Origin of the sequence: Marinobacterium litorale DSM 23545 (assembly GCF_000428985.1) — a bacterium.
In the GTDB taxonomy this organism is placed as follows: Bacteria; Pseudomonadota; Gammaproteobacteria; order Pseudomonadales; family Balneatricaceae; genus Marinobacterium_D; species Marinobacterium_D litorale.
The window spans coordinates 62892-78557 of sequence record NZ_AUAZ01000022.1 but is presented as its reverse complement, the minus strand read 5'-3'; the positions used below and the strand labels follow the sequence as shown (position 1 = coordinate 78557).

The following is a 15666-nucleotide window of genomic DNA, read 5'->3' as shown; positions in this document are numbered from 1 at the left end:
CGATGGACACCCTTGCCGTTCGGCTAGTGGTTCCCCTTGCCGGGCCCACAGAGGACTTGCACCTCCAAGTCATCCGACCGCCACCACGCGTATCGGAACAGCGCCCGTCAAGGCGCTACGCGCCATGCCTGGCGCACAAAACGAAAAAGCCCCGCATGAAAGCGGGGCTGTGCGAGACAACTTCCTGTCCTGATCTTAACGTAGCACCAGGTAGAACACGCCTCTACCACGGCGTACCTGAAGCAATAGCCGATCATCCACGCGCGACAGCGTGTCATCGAGCTGCTCCAGCGTATCCACACGTCGACGGTTAACGCTGAGGATCACATCATCCGACTGTAACCCGGCAGCAGCGGCTCGGGATTGCGGATCCACCTTGGTGATCACAACCCCTCTACCGTCCGGTGAGTTGGCAAAGCCTACCCCCTCCAGCAGCTGATGCAGGCGCACATCCCCCGGGCGGGTATGGGATTGGCCCACCTCCACTTTCATGATCATCGTCTCACTATCACGAACCACCTCTAGGACCACGGTATCCCCGACACCGGCAAAAGCGATACGGTGACGAAGCTGCCCGGTATTGGGCGTCGGCTTTCCATTGACCGACAGGATCACGTCCCCGGCCTGCAAACCCGCCTTCTCCGCTTCGGACTCTTCAATCACATCGGTCACCAGGACACCCTGCTGGCCGTTCTCCAGATTGAACGCCTGTTGCAGCTCCGGCGTGATATCCTGGATAGCGATACCGATCTGACCACGACTGACCTCGCCCTGCTCCAGGATCTGGTCCGCCACGTTGCGCATCATGTTGACCGGAATCGCGAACCCGATGCCCACGTTACCGCCACCGGGCGCAATGATCGCGGTGTTTATACCGACCAGCTCTCCATTCAGGTTGACCAGCGCGCCACCGGAGTTACCGGGATTGATCGATGCATCGGTCTGGATAAAGTTTTCATAGCCTTCAATACCCAAACCGGTACGCCCCAACGCACTGACAACCCCGGTCGTGATCGTTTGGCCCAGCCCAAAGGGATTCCCGATAGCCACCACAAAATCACCCACACGCAAGCTGTCGGAATCCGACAGCGGCAAACCGGTCAATCCCTCGGCCTCAATGCTGAGTACGGCAATGTCGACTTCCGGATCGGCACCAACCAGTTCAGCCTTGAATGTACGGCCATCGACCAAAGAGACTTCAATCTCATCCGCACCTTTGATCACATGGTAATTGGTGATAATGGTGCCTTGGTCACCGTCGACAATGACCCCTGAGCCGGCGCTGCCCTGGCGACGCTGCTCCCTGGGGCGCGCCTGCTCGTCAGGTATATTGAAAAAACGACGGAAAAACGGATCGCTCAATAGCGGGTTAACCACCTGCCGTGTTGCGTAGGTGGCGATGTTGACCACCGCGGGATTCACCTGCTCCAGCATAGGTGCCAGGGACGGTAGCTCTCTGCCCTGACCATCCGTTATCGGCAGCGCCGCTGCGGCCTGCCCCATAATCAGCGCTGTCAGCGCCATAACAGCCACTTGCATTTTCACTTTCATGGCAAGTTCCTCGTCAATCTATCGATATTGAGAAAATAGGGACAAACCCCGGCGATTCAAGTCACCGGGACTATCCGTCAACCGTTACAGCGACGCCGTATACGTCGGTTCAAGCCGCTTTTTATCGCCAGGTTGAGGCGATCGAAGGCATCATCAATCGCCATGCTGGCAAAGCGTTTGTCAGCGTATATATCGAGCGACTTCTTACGCTCGGCGCGAAACGAGATATGACACAGGTAATTGGACGCATCACCAAAGGCGACGCGATCCAGAACAACCTCCACCCGACGCGCCTGACCACAGCGGGCCTCCACATCGTCCAGTCGATGGTAAATTCTGGCCATCGCCGCATCATCCTCAATTCCATGTCGAAACATCACTGCCTTAATCATCGGATACCCCCTTTGCCGGGCACATACCCGCCCTACCGGGCATGGCACCGGTATCGGTCGTTAACAAAATATGGATCGGTTTGTTTAACGAAGGCAGGGAGGTGCGCGAATGCGGGCGTGATGATAAGTGCGTAGAAGCGGATCTGAACTGCAGCATGGCGGCTTGATTACAGCCGATTCAAAGGCCGCTCTGGAGTCAAGCACAGGAACAACCGATGAGGAATCATCGTCGCCGGCAACCGGCTCAAAAAAGGGATGCTGATCGGCGACGCAGACTGTTACTCCCTGCGGCTGGTCAGTCAGCGATTCCGCCGCACCAACCAGCCCAGGGAGCATCCACAGCCAGAGATAGATCGCTACTCTTATCAAAATCAGTATCCAGAAAATGCCAGAATCGTGACAACCCGAAGTTCGGTCTCTGAGTGCTCAGAGCGGCTCCTGGTTAAAAAGTTCAAAACTGCCCGTTCAACAGCGAGAGGATACCCAGCGCAATAAACAGCGCACAGGCCCCACGCCGGACCCAGGTCAGAGAGACTTTCTGCATCAACCAGGCACCGAAATAGGCCACCGGCACATTGGCAAGCAACATCCCCAGCGTGGTACCCGCGATAACCCAGATCAAGGCATCATCAAAGCGCGCCGCGAGAATAACGGTCGCAACCTGAGTCTTGTCACCGATCTCCGCGAGAAAAAAGAGAACACAGGTCGCAATGAACGGGCCATAGCGCAGACTCTGCTCCTCGTGCTCATCGTCTTTATCGGGAATCAACACCCATAAGCCGATAGCGATAAAGCTAAAGCCCAGGATCAATGGCACCCAATGCTGTGGGACCCATTCGACCAACCAGGCACCGAGCCACCCGGACAGGCCATGATTGACCAGCGTAGCGAGCAAAATACCCATGATGATGGCGAAGCGGTGGCGGGAAAAACGGGCAACCAGAAACAGGGTAAGCAACTGCGTTTTATCGCCAATTTCGGCGATAGCAACAGCGAGTGTAGAGGAGAGAAACGCGTCCATTAAGATGATTCCTGGCGGGCTAAAACCAAAAGACATAGAACGCTGGCCCGCCTGGAGCAGCATCCCATGTCTCAGGTCTTGCCTATTCGCCAAGATGACGAACGCCGCTGCCATGAGCATTGAGGCTCAATTATGTTGACAACAGCTCCGACGGTTTCAGATCAACCGCCGACAGGCTACTCCCCCAAGAGCGGGCGAATAATATCAATACCTGTTGCCCGGCACAATGCCGGGTACTCGGTTAGAGTTGGTCGAGACTCCACTGGATGGCCACACGATCCTCGTCATCGACCTGGGCAAGCAGTTTTTGCAGGCTCTCACCCAACTTGGCAGGATCCGGGCGGTTGATATTAACGTGCCCGACTTTGCGTCCCGGACGCAGCGACTTGCCGTACCAGTGAACGTGGATACCGTCGATCCCAAGCCACTGGGGCTTCCAGTTACGTCCCAGCAGGTTATACATCACCGAAACGCCTTTGACTTCAGGTGTCAGCAACGGCAGATCCGCCAATGCGCGCAAATGCAGTTCGAACTGGCTGATGGTAGCGCCCTCCTGGGTCCAGTGACCGGAGTTATGGACGCGCGGCGCCAACTCATTGACCAGCAGATCACCGTCAACCACGAAACACTCCATGGCCATGACCCCGATATACTCCTGGTCATCCATGATCCGGCTGAGCCATTGTTCAGCGTGCTGCTGCTGGATTTCCGGCACATCGATACCGGCCACGCTGGCCCGAAGAATACCGTTTTCATGCCAGTTGCGAGTTAACGGATAGAACACCTTCTCGCCGGCGGCATTACGAGCCCCCACCAGTGATACTTCATGACTGAACGGGATCATCGCCTCGGCGATACAGGTACCGGCCCACTCGGACTCAACCTCACCGCCACTCTGCCAGCGCCACTGGCCACGCCCGTCGTACCCGCCGCGACGACGTTTGACAACTGCACGCTCGCCCAGGCCGGTAAGATCTTCTTCAAGCGTTGCTTCATCATCCAGCACCACCCAGGGCGCCGTAGGCACCTGCAAACGATCCAGCAATGACTTCTGGCGCTTGCGGTCTATAACAGCATGCAGGGCACCCGCATTGCGGAAATTGGGATGGTTCTTGAGCTGCAGACCCGTGACGGTATCCGGCCAGTGCTCGATCTCAACCGTGATTACATCATCAGAGTGCAGTGCAATCTCGATATCCTGATTGGGCTCCACCGGCATCACCTGAAGCTGCATAGGCGCACCCGCCTGCTGCAGCATCTGACCCAGCTGGCCGTTTCCGGCCACGACGATTCTTGGCAACATCATTTACCTGTACTCCCCTCAACCACGCGGGTCGGGATTATCCAGAACAGTTTGGGTCTGAGCCTGTCTCCAGGCGGCAATCCGCGACGACAGATCGGCATCCTTCACAGCCAGCATCTGGGCGGCGAGCAGACCGGCATTAAATGCGCCTGCACCACCGATAGCCAGCGTCCCCACCGGTATCCCCCGGGGCATCTGAACAATCGACAGCAGACTGTCTTTACCGCTGAGCGCCTTGCTTTGAACCGGCACACCCAGTACCGGCAACAGCGTTTTCGCCGCAATCATGCCGGGCAGGTGCGCAGCACCGCCGGCACCGGCAATAATCACTTCAAACCCATTGTCGGCAGCGCTCTCGGCAAAGGCGAACATCTTGTCCGGTGTCCGGTGAGCCGATACCACCTCAGTATGATAGTCGACACCGAGTGTATCGAGGATGCCTGCTGCTTCCTCCATTGTCGGCCAATCTGAGCGCGATCCCATTACAATCGCCACTTTTGCACCCATGTGTGTCTCCTGTCACTCCATCTTGGTAGCCCCGGGCAGAGACACGGCACTACACAGTGTTCAACGGTGATCGCACCTAAATAAGCACCGACCACGCAAGAGGCGGGGGATTATACCAACCTGAGCCCAAAATGGGACCTGCGAAAACGGATCCGGCATTGCAGGGTCCGACAGCCGTGACATCCCCGCTTCAAACCGCGATAGTATGGGCCTGAACTTGAACCGACCACCAGTCAGGAATAACCGCTATGAACCACAGGCAAGTTTTGGGAGGCCTGACGCTTTCTGTCAGTGCACTGCTGCTCAGCGGATGTGAAACGCTTTCTTCAGATACGTTTTCCGTTCCCTTTATGAGCAAGAGTGAAGCGGCAACCGAGGAAGCAACCGCAAGCGAATCCAAACCCGAAACACTCTCACGTGCCGAAAAGATCAGTCGTGGCCTGAGTGAAGAGTTGGACTGGTTCCCGGATCTGGAACAACCTATCGCAGAGCTGGAGGCTGACTACGCCAACGAGATGACACCGGCGCAGCGTCAGCAGACACTTTCCAGTATCGCCTACGTGTACGACGCGCACCTGTTTCTGCTATTCCAGGATATGCTCGACTTTCTTCATCCCGACGCCCGCATCCGGGAACTTGAGGAACAGGACCGCTGGCTGGACCAGCGTGAAGTGATCTCGACACAGGCGTTCCTGCATCACAGAAACGAGACTCAGGCACGCAGTGCCGCCAGCAAGGCGTTTATCAAGGCGACCCGTGAACGGATCGCGGAAATTGAAGAAAAACGCAAGAAGGTCATTATTCAGTGAGTAACCGGGGCTGCTCCGGTATCAGTGCCGCCATGGATTTACCAAGCAGAAGCAACCTAACAGGCAGCCCGCCGAAAAAGGCACCAGTATGACCGAGCCAAGGGCGGGGCGTCACTCGTCCCAGCCCTCATCCTCCATCATATCGAAGCGGCTCTCGCCACTGTTTCGCTTGCGGTTAAGGATATTCGAAAGCCAGAACTCCTGTTCATCGCCGGCCAGCTGGGCCTGCAGCGCCTCAACCAACTCCTCCACGTCAGGGCCACCCTTGACCTTGATCGGGTTGATACCCAGCGTCACCAGCTGCCGAGTGGCCGAACCGCCGATGGATCCGCAGTAGACCACATCGGCCCCTACCAGCCAGGCCAGCTTAGGCTTGAGCTTATCTTCGTTACCATCCTGCTTTTCAACGCCAAACGCCTTGCTGGCGATGGGTTCGGCCGCCGTTGCCGTCACCTGCCAGACATGAAACGCCTGCGCCGACCCAAAGTGCTGATCCACCATATCGCCATCCAACGAAGCAAAAGCGACAATAAGCGCCTGCTCATCACTGACCGCATCCGCTACACATACAACGCTGACCTCTGTACTCATGCTGCTCTCCTGCGCGCCGCACACCCAAAGGGGGCGGTTAGTAAGGCTTTATACTGGCCGTGCAAAGGCCGCACCAGCCAACACAGTCCTTTAGCTCCGCAGCAATTCAATAAAATCATGAGGTTATATATACGAAGAGCCAACGAATGAGCCCCCCGAATAAACGTACCTGTCGTAAAGCCGACAAAACGGGCTTCAGTCGAGCCGCTCAAACAGTGCGGCCATCCCTTGGCCCATGCCTGCACAGAGTGTGGCAATCCCCCATTGCAGATCCCGGCGTTCAAGCAGATTCAGCAGCGTCGTACAGATCCGGGCACCGGAGCACCCCAGCGGATCACCCAGTGCGATGGCGCCACCGTTCACATTGATGTCATCCTCGAGCCGGTCGAGCAACTCCAGCTCCTTGAGTACAGCCAGCGACTGCGACGCAAACACTTCATTGATTTCAAACAGGTCAATATCGGTCAACTGCAGCCCGGCATGATCGAGCAGCTTCTCCACGGCCGTCACCGGTCCGAGCCCCATAACCACCGGATCACAGGCCGTCACTGTCACGGCACGGATCCGTGCCCTGGGTCTTAATCCCAACGCCTGAGCCCGCGCCCCGGATACAACCAGCAGCGCAGCGGCACCATCACAGCGTGCTGCGCTATTACCCCGGGTCACCGTAACCCCACTCTCCGACACCGGCTGCAAGGCCCGCAGCGCTTCCAGGCTCAGATCAGGGATGATCGCTTCATCGGCATCGACAGTCACCTTGAAATCACGGTGGTCATGGCCGGCAATTCGGATGATTTCCGCCTCCCAGGCCCCATCCTGGTGTGCCCGAGCCGCATTCCGATGCGACCGCTGAGCGAAGCGGTCCTGCAGCGCACGATCAATACCGTGGGTATGGGCCAGCAGCTCAGCGGTAGCGCTGCCATTCAGGCTTGCCCGTGCAGTGTGTAACGACAAGGCGGCCGCTGCATCCGCCGTCGGCAGATGACCCTGACGCTCCACGCCCCCGACGATGTAGCTCTCTCCACAGCCACTCATAATCCCCTGAACCGCAATCTGCAGCGCCGACATGGAGGAAGCCCCAAGGCGGTTGATGGTCTGCCCGGGGATCGACGAGGGTAATGACGAAAGCACCACCAGCTGCCTCGCCAGATTCCCGCCCTGCGCAGCGGCCTGGTGGGCACAACCCCAGATCAGATCATCGACCGCTTCCCGATCAAAAGCCGGGTTACGTGCGAGCAATGCATCGACCAGATGTGCACTGAGCAGGTCTGCCCGCAGGTGCCTGAAGCCTCCCCCATCAGACAGAGCCATGGCCGACCGGCCGGCATCGACGATCACAGCGTCATTGGGTTTGAGCTTCACGACACCTCCCGCCAGCGAATGAAGTTCTCGCCAGCCGCAGCCATCTCACGCAGCTTCAGACTGGGTTGATAGAGCGGCCCCAACTCCCGGTAGGTCGCACAGGAGGCGACAAACCGTCCCAGATCATAACGATCCAGTGTGTAGCAGGGCCCACCTCTGAATGCCGGATAGCGAATACCCAACACCAGCGCGAGATCGGCCTCGGCCGGGGATCCGATAACACCCTCCTCCAGTGCTCGCACACTTTCAATGAGCAGCGGTATCATCAACCGGTCGATAACTGTCTGTTCACTGAACTCGACAGGCCGCTCACGCTTACCGCGCAGTAAACGGGCAACACTTTCATCTTCCACGGCGTCGTCACACGCCGGGTAACGGTAAAACCCCAGACCGGCTTTCTGGCCCAGCCGCCGCTGCTGACACAGCATATCCAACGCTGTTTCGCCCGGTACGACCATCCGCTCGGGGTATGCTGCAGCCAGCATGCGACTGGTGTTTCGGGCCGAGTCCAGACCGATCTGATCCAATAACCGGGCAGGCCCCATCGGCCAACCGTATCTCTCCATTATCCGGTCAATATGAAACGGGTCGGCTCCTTCATTAAGCAGCATCAGAAAACCGAGCAGGTAGCTGTACAGGCTCCGGTTTACAAAAAAACCGGGGCAGTCACGGACCACCACAGGCGTTTTTCCCAGCGCCGCTGCAAATGCGAGCGCTTTCGCCAACGTATCGTCGCTGTTCAGTTGGGTGCGAACCACCTCAACCAGTGTCATTCTTCCGACTGGGTTAAAGAAATGGATGCCGCAGAAGCGCTCCGGGTGTTTTAACCCGCGGGCCAGAAAGCCCAGGGGTATGGCCGACGTATTGGTCGCCAGCACCGCCGAGGGCGACATGACCGCCTCAACCTCAGTCAACACGCGCGTTTTGAGTCCCGGGTCTTCGATCACCGCCTCGATGGTCAGATCCACATCGGCAAACTCCTGATACCCCAGTGTCGCCCGGATATGCTCGAGAATCTCCGGCTTGTTCAACCCGCCACGCCGTTTAGCGCGCTGATCGACTGTGTCGGAAATACGCTGCATCGACCTGTCCAGCGCCTCCGGGCTGCGGTCTTTGATCGCGACGGAGAGGCCTTTATAGGCTGCCTGCCCCGCGATTGCGCTGCCCATAATACCGGCGCCCAATATGCCGACACGCGTCGGAGCCGGTGCCTGTGTGCGTGCCAACCGCCGCGCACGCTGCTCCTTAAGAAACAGCGTCACCAGTGCCGGCGCTGCATGACTGCGCAGAAGCTCCACAAACATCCGTGTTTCCGCCTCAGCCGCCTGTTGCGCACCAAACCTGGCCTGTTCGCACATCAGATCCAGTGCCTGCGTAGGTGCCGGATAGCAGGCCCCGGCCCGGCGGGCAATAACCGGCCGCGTCGACTCGCTGACCAGTGTGACCGCCAGTTTGCTCAAAAGGAGTGGGGCCCGTTTTCTCGCCCGCCGTTGCTGAAAATCGAATTCGCCGACGGCGGCCCGGCGCAGCAGGTCGAGCGCAGACAGGCGCAGGTGATCTAAGGATACAACGCTATCCAACGCGCCCTGCTCCATCGCCAAATGCGCATCTTGGTATCGCCCTTCACAAATCCAGCTGACGGCATGGTCGAGCCCGATCAGACGCGGTAGGCGCACCGTACCTCCCCAACCGGGAATCAAACCCAAGCGAACTTCGGGTTGCCCGACCCGGCTATTACGGGCCGCAACCCGAAAGTCACAGGCCAGACATAACTCGAAGCCCGCCCCCAAAGCATTGCCATTAATTGCAACCACCGTTGGCACCGGCAACGCTTCGAGCCGGTCAAGCCAGCTCTTTGCCATCTCCGTCAGTGCAACCAACTCCCGGTCCGATTGCAGAAAAAACTGCAGAAATTCACTGATATCGGCGCCCACACAGAAATGTTCATGATCGCTGCTGATCAGCAGCCCTGTCAGCTCTGGCCGGGCGGCGATCAACGTCAGCGCATCACCTAACTCCCGCACTGCTGCCTGACTGAGCATATTCACCGGGCGTCGCGTATTATCCAGAATCAACTCGACAATACCCTGATCAAGCTGCTGTACCCTGAGGTAGTCGCCCTGCATCAGCATGATTTACCTCGCCGCGCCGGTTTTCTCTAACGGCGCTCTCAATGCCCGCCGCAATACCTTGCCCACTGGAGTTTTCGGAAGCTCATCAACAAACTCCACATCCCGGGGTACCTTGTACGCAGTCAGCCGTTCGCGACACCAACTGCGCACCTGAGCACGATCCAGACCGGGCTCCCCGGCAACCACGAACACTTTGACCCGCTCACCACTGTCGTCATCCGGTACGCCAATGGCTGCGCATTCGTTGACGGCGGGATGATCGCTCAATACGTTCTCGATTTCGTTGGGATAGACATTGAACCCCGATACATTGATCAGGTCACCCGCTCGATCGACGATCCTCAGATAGCCATCATCCTGCTCGATGGCGATATCATCGGTGATGAAATAGCCGTCGTCCGTCATGCAACGTGCGGTCTCATCCGGGCGCTGCCAGTATCCGGCCATGACCTGCGGCCCCCGGATACAGAGTTTACCCGCCTCACCGGGCTGAACTCTGCGACCTGACTCATCAATTATGCTCACTTCGGTGAAGCTCAGTGGCACACCGATGGTACCGGGCTGCACCGCATTCAGTGGGTTGATCGATACCGCCGGTGAGGTCTCCGTCAGGCCATAGGCCTCCACCACCGGGCACCCGGTGACCGACTGCCAGCGCCTCGCCGCATCTTCGGTCAGAGCCATGCCTCCGGATAAAGTCAGCTTGAGTCCGGAGAAATCGAGGTCGCGAAAATCAGGGCGACCGCAGAGCGCATTGAACAGCGTATTCAGTCCGATGAAAGTGCTCATGGACCAGTGCTTGAGCTCTTTGATCAACGCGTCGATATCACGGGGGTTGGCAATCAACACCGCATGCCCCCCGGACGCGAGCACAATCTGAGATACGGTAAATGCGTAGATATGGTAGAGCGGCAACGGCAGGATCACGGTCTCGGCCCAGTCGGTACCCTCGCGGTTGATGCAATCACAGCCCTGCAACAGGTTGGCGAGCAGGTTGCCATGGGTCAACATGGCCCCCTTGGCAACGCCGGTCGTACCGCCGGTATATTGCAACACTGCCAGGTCGTCGAGCCCGGGATTCATCGTCTTTGGCTGACGCCCCAGGTTACCGAGCAGTACATCTCTGAAACCTTTAGCCCCGGGCAGATAGAAATCAGGCTCGAGCTTGCGCAGATATTTGATCGCCACATTCAGCAGCGTGCGTTTAACAAACCCGTGCAAGTCTCCCACCTGGGTCACATAAACATGCTCGATATCGGTCTGATCCAGAATGCCTTCCAGCTTGTGGGCCATGCTTTTATGGATCAGCACCGCGCGCGCGCCGGAATCCTTGAACTGTCGCGCCATCTCCTGTGCGGTGTAAAGCGGATTGGTGTTAACCACCACCAGTCCGGCTCTCAGCGCACCGAAAATCGCTAACGGGTACTGGATCAGACTCGGCAGCTGAATGGCAATACGGTCACCGGGCTGCAGGTCTGTCTCCTGCTGGAGATGGACGGCAAAGGCCGCGGATAACCGATCCAGCTCGGCATAGCTGAGGGTGCGGCCAAAACTGGTGAACGCCGGTCGCGATGCGAACCTCCGACAGGTGCGGTCAAAGAAATCGAGCAAGCTGGTATAGCCCTCGGGATTCAGGGCTGCCGGCAACTGGCTCCGGGGCTGAGCGTAACGAATTGTCATAGTGCCCTTCCAACCTTTCAGCGAACTGCTGATACGCTTATAGACGGCCTGGGGCAGGCTTTTCCTATAGCTTAGTCTGCTATCGGCAGCTGTCACGTTGGCCAATCCTCCAGTATTTAGCTGAATACCGGACGGGCCACTGTTAAACTTGTCATTAAATCAGCGCAAAATCGTCGGGCAGGTCCCTTGAACAGACTCCGTTCGGGGATTGAGCGCACAGGATAGAGCCACTTTTTTGTCACCAGAATAAACAGGCCCAGTGGATGAAATTTCGATTCCCCGTTGTCATCATCGATGAAGATTTTCGCGCCGAAAATATCTCCGGTTCCGGTGTTCGCGACCTGGCGGAAGCGATCCGTAATGAAGGGATGGAGGTGGTCGGCTTTACCAGCTATGGCGATCTGACCTCCTTTGCCCAGCAAGCCAGTCGGGCGTCCTGTTTCATTCTGTCGATCGACGACGAAGAGTTCGGCGCCGGTACCGACGAGGATGTGAATATCGCGCTTAAATCCGTGCGCGACTTCATTAACGAAGTGCGCAAGCGCAACAATGACATCCCCATTTTCCTCTATGGTGAAACCCGGACCTCGCGCCATATTCCCAACGATATCCTGCGCGAGCTGCACGGGTTCATCCATATGTTCGAGGACACCCCGGAGTTTGTGGCCCGCCATATCATCCGCGAAGCGCGCAAGTACCTCGAATGTCTGGCGCCGCCTTTCTTCCGGGCCCTGATGGACTACGCCAGCGACTCATCTTACTCCTGGCACTGCCCGGGCCACTCCGGCGGCGTGGCATTCCTGAAAAGCCCCGTGGGCCAGATGTTTCACCAGTTTTTCGGCGAAAACATGCTGCGTGCGGATGTCTGTAACGCCGTGGATGAACTGGGCCAGCTGCTCGACCATACCGGCCCGGTCTCCAGCAGCGAATCCAATGCGGCACGTATTTTTAACGCCGATCATCTGTTCTTTGTGACCAACGGCACCTCCACCTCCAACAAGGTGGTCTGGCACTCGACCGTGGCCCCGGGTGATATCGTTGTCGTCGATCGCAACTGCCACAAGTCGATTCTGCACTCAATCATCATGACCGGAGCGATTCCGGTATTCCTGATGCCCACCCGCAATCACTACGGCATCATTGGCCCTATACCGAAAAGCGAGTTCGATCCGGAAACTATCCGCAAGAAGATCGAGGCCAACCCCTTTGCACGTAAGGCCAAAAACAAAAAGCCACGTATCCTGACCATTACCCAGAGCACCTATGACGGTATTCTGTACAACGTGGAAACGATCAAGGGGATGTTGGGCAACACCATCGATACCCTGCATTTTGATGAGGCCTGGTTGCCCCACGCGTCCTTCCACCCCTTCTACCGCAACATGCACGCTATCGGCGAAGGCCGCCCACGCTCCGACGAAACCCTGGTATTTGCCACTCAGTCCACCCATAAGCTGCTTGCCGGCCTGTCCCAGGCTTCGCAGATACTGGTGCAGGATGGCACCAAACGGAAATTGGATACCCACCGTTTCAACGAGTCCTACCTGATGCACTCCTCCACCAGCCCACAGTACGCCATCATCGCCTCCTGCGATGTGGCTGCGGCCATGATGGAGCCGCCGGGAGGTACCGCGCTGGTGGAGGAATCACTGCACGAAGCGATCGATTTCCGCCGCGCCATGCACAAGGTGGACGAGGAGTTCGGCGATGACGACTGGTGGTTCAAGGTCTGGGGCCCGCTGCCCAAGTCCGACGAAGGCGTCGGTGACCGGGACGACTGGGTGATCCATGAAGATGATACCTGGCACGGCTTCGGCAGGATTGAGTCGGGCTTCAATATGCTCGATCCGATCAAATCCACCATCATCACCCCCGGGCTCAACCTGGATGGCGAGTTCGATGAAGATGGTATTCCGGCGGCCATCGTCAGCAAGTATCTGGCGGAGCACGGCATCATCATCGAGAAGACCGGTCTTTACTCCTTCTTCATCATGTTCACCATCGGCATCACCAAAGGCCGCTGGAACTCGATGGTCACCGAACTGCAACAGTTCAAGGATGACTACGACCGCAACCTGCCCATGTGGCGGGTAATGCCCGAGTTTGCAGCCAAGAACCCGCAGTACGAACGAATCGGGCTGCGGGATCTGTGTAGCGCCATCCATAACGTCTATAAAGAGTATGACGTGGCCCGGATCACCACCGAAATGTACCTGTCCAACATCGAGCCCGCCATGACGCCCGCCGAGGCCTGGGCCAAGATGGCGCACCGCGATGTGGAGCGGGTTGCCATCGACCAACTGGAAGGCCGCGTCACGGCCATGCTGGTCACCCCTTACCCACCGGGCATCCCGCTGCTGGTGCCGGGGGAGCGTTTTAACAGTACCATCATCAGCTACCTGAAATTTGCACGTGATTTCAATGCCCGCTTCCCCGGGTTTGAGACCGATGTGCACGGTTTAGTACGCGATACCATCGACGGTGAAGACGCCTATTTTGTAGACGTGGTTAAAGACTGATTATCGGATCGATGCGGGCCTGGCCCGCATCGATTTTGCCCCCAGACACGACACTGCGCTTTTTGTTTGCATCCCGACAATTATCACCTACATTTAGTAGGTCTAATAATAAAAATCGGGATTCCCTGCACGATCAGCCCCTCTCCAGGCCCGGCAGATATCCCCCCAAACGGATGTGAGCAAAAGGATGAAAACCAATCTCCCGGTGACAGACCGCGCTGTCACTTTTCCCGCCGATACCAACATTCTTTCAACCACAGACCTCAAAGGCAGTATCACCTACGTTAACGACGCCTTCGTTGACATCAGTGGCTTCAGCGCCAGCGAACTGCTGCACAAGAACCATAACATCGTGCGTCACCCGGATATGCCACCCGCGGCATTCCGCCTGATGTGGGACCGCCTGAAGTCCGGTGATTCCTGGATGGGCATCGTCAAAAATCGCTGTAACAACGGCGATTATTACTGGGTGAATGCCTATGCCACGCCGATCAAGGAAGATGGCAAGATCGTGGAGTACCAGTCAGTTCGAACCAAGCCGTCCGAAGAGGAGGTCAAACGCGCTGACCAACTCTACGCTCGACTGAGGCAGGGAAAGAGTTTTCGCCGCTCAATCACGGCTCGCCTGACACTGCCGCGCCGCCAGTTTCTCTCGGGACTGGTCTCAGGTTGCGGGGCGGCACTGCTTTTGCTGCTGCTTACCGATCTGGATCCGGCGCTGGCCCTGTTAATGGCGATTATGGTTTCCTCTCTGTCTGCCAGCCTCGGGCTGCTTAGCGTCTGGTCGGTAAACCGAGAGATCCGTCGGTCACGGGAGGTCATCGATGACCCGCTGGCAAGCTGGATCTACACCGGCCGCGATGATGACGCCGGACAGCTCGCCTTCGTCGTCAACTATCTGCAAACAGAGGCCCGTGCCATCGCCGGACGCATTCAGGATACCTCGCGACAGTTGCAAACCAACGCCGACCGACTCGCCGCTGCCGTGGAAAAGGAGGTCGAAAGTATCAAGCGCCAGCAGCAGGAAACGGACCAGGTCGCAGCCGCAATAAACGAAATGGCAGCCTGCATTCACGAAGTCGCGGAACACGCCCAACAAAGCGCCGTCAGCTCTGAAAGCTCCAACCAGCTCGCGCGCTCGGGAAGCGTTAACGTGGATCAGGCACAGCAGGCGATTGAACAACTGGCTACGGAAGTGGAGCAGACTGCACTTGTCATCGGCGAGCTGGGCTCCAGCGCGGACCAGATCACCAACGTGCTGGACGCCATTACCTCGATTGCGGAACAAACCAACCTTCTGGCCCTCAATGCAGCGATCGAGGCGGCCCGGGCCGGAGAGCAGGGACGCGGATTCGCCGTGGTGGCCGACGAGGTCCGTACCCTGGCAATTCGGGCGCAAAGCTCCACCGAAGAGATACAGGGCACGCTCAGCGCGTTACGCCAGCACTCCATGCGAGCCGTCCAAACCATGGAACAGAGCCGGACGCTGGCCAAACAGACTGTGGAACAGGCTCAGAAGGCAGGCAAAACCCTGCACGAGATCGCAGCCAGCGTCGACTCCATTAGCGACTGGACAACGCAGATCGCCTCTGCGGTGGAGCAACAGAGTCAAACCAGTGAAGAGATCAGTCGGAATGTCAGCGCGATTCGGGATGGATCCGATCAGTTTCAGCAGGAAAGCTGCCAGACCGAAAGCGCTGCCCAAACCCTGGCCCTGCTTTCCGGGGATCTTCGGAAATTATCGGACAACTTCTGGCAACGGGGTTTGAGCAGCTCTTGAAACACGCGTTGAACGTCAG

At 57.8% G+C, this 15666-nt stretch carries 12 protein-coding genes and 1 riboswitch; of the genes, 3 read left to right on the top strand and 9 right to left on the bottom strand.

What is annotated here, in order from left to right; translation table 11 throughout:
- Window positions 1–195 precede the first annotated feature (195 nt).
- From G403_RS0115690 to purE, 5 genes are all read right to left on the bottom strand, one after another.
- A complete protein-coding gene (locus tag G403_RS0115690) occupies window positions 196–1551 on the bottom strand; it encodes a DegQ family serine endoprotease (protein ID WP_036234106.1) in 1356 nt (451 codons plus the stop codon).
- Between the two features lie 77 nt (window positions 1552–1628).
- On the bottom strand, window positions 1629–1943 hold the full coding sequence (locus G403_RS0115685; protein WP_027854828.1) for a hypothetical protein: 315 nt from the start codon (window positions 1941–1943) through the stop codon (window positions 1629–1631).
- 451 nt (window positions 1944–2394) lie between these two features.
- Window positions 2395–2964 (bottom strand): TMEM165/GDT1 family protein, encoded by a 570-nt coding sequence (locus G403_RS0115680; RefSeq protein WP_027854827.1) that lies wholly within the window; start codon window positions 2962–2964, stop codon window positions 2395–2397.
- Between the two features lie 6 nt (window positions 2965–2970).
- Window positions 2971–3161, bottom strand: a riboswitch (yybP-ykoY riboswitch).
- 44 nt (window positions 3162–3205) lie between these two features.
- Window positions 3206–4270 (bottom strand): 5-(carboxyamino)imidazole ribonucleotide synthase, encoded by a 1065-nt coding sequence (gene purK / locus G403_RS0115675; protein WP_245578357.1) that lies wholly within the window; start codon window positions 4268–4270, stop codon window positions 3206–3208.
- Window positions 4271–4285: 15 nt separating this feature from the next.
- Window positions 4286–4774, bottom strand: a complete 489-nt coding sequence (purE, locus tag G403_RS0115670) for a 5-(carboxyamino)imidazole ribonucleotide mutase (protein ID WP_027854825.1) — start codon at window positions 4772–4774, stop codon at window positions 4286–4288.
- 248 nt (window positions 4775–5022) lie between these two features.
- On the opposite strand from purE, the gene G403_RS0115665 reads away from it, so the two are divergent.
- On the top strand, window positions 5023–5583 hold the full coding sequence (locus tag G403_RS0115665; protein WP_027854824.1) for a hypothetical protein: 561 nt from the start codon (window positions 5023–5025) through the stop codon (window positions 5581–5583).
- Between the two features lie 111 nt (window positions 5584–5694).
- On the opposite strand, the gene G403_RS0115660 is transcribed toward G403_RS0115665, so the two are convergent.
- The 4 genes from G403_RS0115660 to G403_RS0115645 all read right to left on the bottom strand — a co-directional run bounded on the left by G403_RS0115660 (window position 5695) and on the right by G403_RS0115645 (window position 11348).
- A complete protein-coding gene (locus tag G403_RS0115660; protein ID WP_027854823.1) occupies window positions 5695–6174 on the bottom strand; it encodes a NifB/NifX family molybdenum-iron cluster-binding protein in 480 nt (159 codons plus the stop codon).
- Window positions 6175–6369: 195 nt separating this feature from the next.
- Complete coding sequence (locus G403_RS0115655; protein WP_027854822.1) at window positions 6370–7536, bottom strand: acetyl-CoA C-acyltransferase; 1167 nt, start codon at window positions 7534–7536, stop codon at window positions 6370–6372.
- On the bottom strand, window positions 7533–9668 hold the full coding sequence (locus G403_RS0115650; protein WP_027854821.1) for a 3-hydroxyacyl-CoA dehydrogenase NAD-binding domain-containing protein: 2136 nt from the start codon (window positions 9666–9668) through the stop codon (window positions 7533–7535). The genes G403_RS0115655 and G403_RS0115650 overlap by 4 nt, the downstream gene beginning before the upstream one ends.
- A gap of 3 nt (window positions 9669–9671) precedes the next feature.
- On the bottom strand, window positions 9672–11348 hold the full coding sequence (locus G403_RS0115645) for an AMP-binding protein (RefSeq protein ID WP_027854820.1): 1677 nt from the start codon (window positions 11346–11348) through the stop codon (window positions 9672–9674).
- Window positions 11349–11611: 263 nt separating this feature from the next.
- Here G403_RS0115645 and G403_RS0115640 point away from each other — a divergent pair, with 263 nt between their 5' ends.
- A complete protein-coding gene (locus G403_RS0115640) occupies window positions 11612–13867 on the top strand; it encodes an arginine/lysine/ornithine decarboxylase (RefSeq protein WP_027854819.1) in 2256 nt (751 codons plus the stop codon).
- Between the two features lie 187 nt (window positions 13868–14054).
- A complete protein-coding gene (locus G403_RS0115635) occupies window positions 14055–15647 on the top strand; it encodes a methyl-accepting chemotaxis protein (RefSeq protein ID WP_027854818.1) in 1593 nt (530 codons plus the stop codon).
- The last annotated feature ends 19 nt before the right edge of the window (window positions 15648–15666 follow it).